This is a genomic window from Nonomuraea sp. ZG12, from assembly GCF_052068115.1.
In the GTDB taxonomy this organism is placed as follows: domain Bacteria; phylum Actinomycetota; class Actinomycetes; order Streptosporangiales; family Streptosporangiaceae; genus Nonomuraea.
The window spans coordinates 1-4244 of record NZ_JBQHCW010000073.1 but is presented as its reverse complement, the minus strand read 5'-3'; the positions used below and the strand labels follow the sequence as shown (position 1 = coordinate 4244).

Below are 4244 nucleotides of genomic sequence, written 5' to 3'. Positions count from 1 at the left end.
CACCAACCGAGACGCCTGCGCCCGCAAACCAGCCACCGACTGCGCCGACACCAACCACGACGTCATCTCACCGGTCACCACAGACGGCGACTCCCGAACCGGACCAGACTCGTCCTGCTCCAGCTCGGCCGGGGGCTCCTCGAGAATGACGTGGGCGTTGGTGCCGCTGATCCCGAAGGCCGACACTCCGGTCCGGCGGGGACGACCGTTGGTCTTCCACGCCACGGGTTCGGTGAGCAGCCGGACATCACCGGCGGTCCAGTCAACGTGCGGCGACGGGGCCTCCGCGTGCAGAGTGGCCGGCAGCAGCCCGTTCCGCAGGGCAAGGACCATCTTGATGATCCCCGCCGCCCCGGCGGCCTGCTGCGCGTGCCCGATGTTCGACTTCACCGACCCCAGCCACAGCGGCCGATCCTCCGGGCGGTCCTGCCCATAAGTGGCCAGGATCGCCTGCGCCTCGATCGGGTCCCCGAGCCGGGTGCCGGTGCCGTGCCCCTCGACCGCATCGACGTCACCTGGCTGGAGCCCCGCATTGGTCAAAGCGGCACGGATCACCCGTTGCTGCGATGGTCCGTTCGGCGCCGAGAGCCCGTTCGAGGCGCCGTCCTGGTTGATGGCACTACCGGCCACCACCGCCAGCACCGTGTGCCCGTTACGACGCGCGTCCGAAAGCCGCTCCAGCACGATCATGCCCGCGCCTTCGGACAGCCCCATCCCATCGGCCTCAGCTGAGAACGGCTTGCACCGCCCATCCGCCGCAAGAGCCCCCTGCTGCGAGAAACCGATGAACTCAGCCGGATCCGCGATCACCATCACACCACCGGCCAAAGCCAGGTCACACTCACCCGCCCGCAACGCCTGCGCCGCCAGATGCAACGACACCAAAGCCGAGGAGCAGGCCGTGTCAACGGTGACGGCAGGACCCTCAAGACCGAGCGTGTACGAGATCCGCCCGGAGATCACGCTGGTCACGTTGCCCGTGATCAGATGACCGGCGGAGTCCTCGTCGAACCCCGCCTGCCCGGCATACCCGGACGCCGCCGCACCCGCGAAAACACCGGTCAACGAACCACGCAGAGACACCGGATCAAGCCCGGCATTCTCCATCGCCTCCCAAGCCGTCTCCAAAAGGAGACGCTGCTGCGGATCCATCGCCAACGCCTCACGCGGACTGATCCGAAAGAACGCCGGATCAAAGTCCGCCGCACCCGCCACAAACCCACCCTCACGAGTCACCGAAGCCGACGCCGAGCCCGGCACGGCATCCGCAAGACCAGCAAGGTCCCAACCCCGATCAGCAGGGAACCCACCAATGGCATCCCCACCGCTCGCCAGCAACTCCCACATCGCTTCCGGACTGTCCACCCCACCGGGATACCGGCAGCCCATCCCGACGATCACCACCGGATCGGTGGCCGACACCGGCGTGACCCGCGAGACCGTCGATGCCACCTGCTGAGTCCCCATCAGCTGGGTCACGATCTGCCGGGCCAGCATCACCGGGGACGGATAGTCGAACACCACCGTGGAAGGCAGCTGCAGCCCCGTCGCCTGGTTCAGCCGACCCCGCAGATCCACCGCCGTCAGGGAGTCGAAACCCATCTCCCGGAAGGCTCGGGCAGCGTCCACCGCATCCGCCGAGGCATGGCCGAGGACCGCCGCCGCGTGGCCGCCGACCAGGTCGGTGACGATCCGTTCCCGCTGTGCCGGTGACACGCCGACGAGCCGTTCCAGCAGCGCCGCACCGTCACCCGAGGCGACGACGGTGGCACCGGAGTCGACCTGACGGGCTTCGGGGATCTCCTCCAGCAGCGGCCACGACCGGACCGCGTTGAACACCGCCGAGAACCTCGGCCAGTCCACATCCGCCACCGACAGCACGGTCTCGTCATCGGCGAGCACCTGCCCCAGCACCGTCAACGCCCGCTCGGGTTCCAGCAACCGCAGGCCCTGGCGCCGGATCCGTTCCGGGATCAGGCTCTGCGGCCGGTCCTGTACGGGTTCGCCCGGGTCGGGTTCGTCGAAGCGACCGCCGGAGCTCCAGACCCCCCACGCCACCGACGTCGCCGGCAACCCACGAGCACGCCGATTCTCCGCCAGCGCGTCCAGGTGAGCGTTCGCGGCGGCGTACGTACCGTGCTCACCCACCCCCCACGTCGCGGTGATGGAGGAGAACAGGACGAAGGCATCCAGATCGAGGTCGGCGGTGAGCTCGTCCAGGTGAGTGGCACCGGCGACCTTGGCGCTCAGCGCCAGGGCCAGTTGGTCGAGACTGGTCTGCTCCACGCTCATCAGCTCCACCGCGACCGCCGCGTGAATCACCGCGGACAGAGGCGAGGCGACCGTCGGTATCCACGCCAGCAAACCGGCCAGCGCATCCCGATCCACCACGTCACAGGCGACCATCGAGACCGCCGAACCGGCCTCCGCCAAGAAGGCGGCGAGCACCCCCGCACCGGGCGTCCCCGGCCCCCGGCGACTGGTCAGCACCGCGTGCTCGACCCCCGCATCGGTCAGCCAGGCGGCCAGGTCCGGGCCGATCACTCCGCTCGCCCCGGTCAGCAGCACGGTCCCCTGTGGCACCCATCCGCCGGAACCGGCCTGACGGGGAGCGGCGCGGACGAGGCGGCGGGCCAGAATCCCACCGGCCCGGATGGCGACCTGGTCCTCGCTGCCATCGGCCAGCACTCCGGCAAGCCGGGCCGCCGACCGCTCGTCCAGGACGGGCGGCAGGTCGATCAGGCCACCCCACCGGTCCGGATGCTCCACCCCGGCCGTCCGGCCCAGACCCCACACCTGGGCCTGCACCGGGCGGGTCGGCTGATCGGCGGTACCGGTCGTGACCGCCCCCTGCGTGACCGCCCACAGCGGCGCGGCCACTCCGGCGTCCCCCAGAGCCTGGACCAGTGCCAGGGTTCCGGCGACACCGGCGGGAACCACGGGCCGGTCTGCCAGCGGCGTCTCGTCCACGCCGAGCAGGGACAGGATTCCGGCCGGCGTTGCCGAGCCGAGGGTTTCGCCGATCCGGGCGGCCAGCGCGTACCGGTCCAGGTCAGTCGCCGGGACCTCGGCGAGCACCACGTCGGCGCCCCGGTCACTGAGCGTTCGGAGGCAGGCGGCGGCCAGATCGCGGTCGGCCGGATCTGCGGGGACGACGACCAGCCAGGTGCCGGACAGGACGGCCGGGGCGGGATCGCGCATCGGCATCCAGGAGACCCGGTACCGCCAGTCGGCGGTCAGCGACTCGTCGCGTTCGCGCTGCCGCCAGGACGCCAGGGCCGGCAGCACCTCGCCCAGGTGGTGCCCGTCCACGGCCAGCGTCTGGGACAGGCCGTCCAGGTCGCCGGCCTCGACCGCACTCCAGAAGGCGCTCTCCTCCGCCGTGGCCGCGTCCTGTTCGGTACGGCGGGGAGCGGGAACCGGCTTGGGCCAGTACCGCTGCCGCTGGAACGCGTACGTCGGCAGTTCCACCACCTCGGCCCGGGGCACGACGGTGGTCCAGTCGACGTCGACGCCGCGCACGTGAACCTCGGCCAGGGAGGTCAGCAGCCGGACCGGGCCGCCGTCGTCCCGGCGCAGGGTCCCGGTCACCACCGGGGCCGGTGCGAAGAGGCCGGAGGTGTTCTCTTCGGCGACACGGTCGAGGGTGTCGCCGATCGCGCTGGTCAGGACGGGGTGGGCGGAGGTCTCGATGAACACCCCGTACTCGCCCAGCGCTTCGATCGCCCGGGAGAACTGGACGGTCGCCCGCAGACTCGCGTACCAGTAACCGGCGTCCAGCTCCGGACCTTCCAGGAACTCGCCGGTCATCGCCGACACCATCGGGATCCGGCCCGCCTGCGGGGTGACCCCGTCCAGCAGCCCCAGGATCTCCTCACGCAACGAATCCACCTGCGGACCGTGCGAGGCGTAATCCACCGGCAGCATCCGCGCCCGGACACCATCCCGCTCACACCCGGCCAGCACCTCCGCCAGCGCCTCCGGATCACCCGACACCACCGTCGCCCCAGGACCGTTCACCGCCGCCACCGACACCCGATCAGCCCAGGACCCCACCCGCGCCTCGACCGCATCCGCCGACTCCGCGATCGACAACATCCCACCCCGGCCCGACAGAGCGATCAACGCCTGACTGCGCAACGCCACCACCTTCGCGGCGTCCTCCAACGACAAGATCCCGGCGACCACCGCCGCCGCGATCTCCCCCTGCGAATGCCCCACCACGGCATCCGGCTCCACCCCAG

1 protein-coding gene is annotated in these 4244 nt (G+C 70.9%); it reads right to left on the bottom strand.

Annotation, left to right across the window (positions count from 1 at the left end; genetic code table 11):
* The coding region (locus ACTMTF_RS49255) for a beta-ketoacyl synthase N-terminal-like domain-containing protein (RefSeq protein ID WP_441117015.1) at positions 1–4244 on the bottom strand (4244 nt) is incomplete at both ends.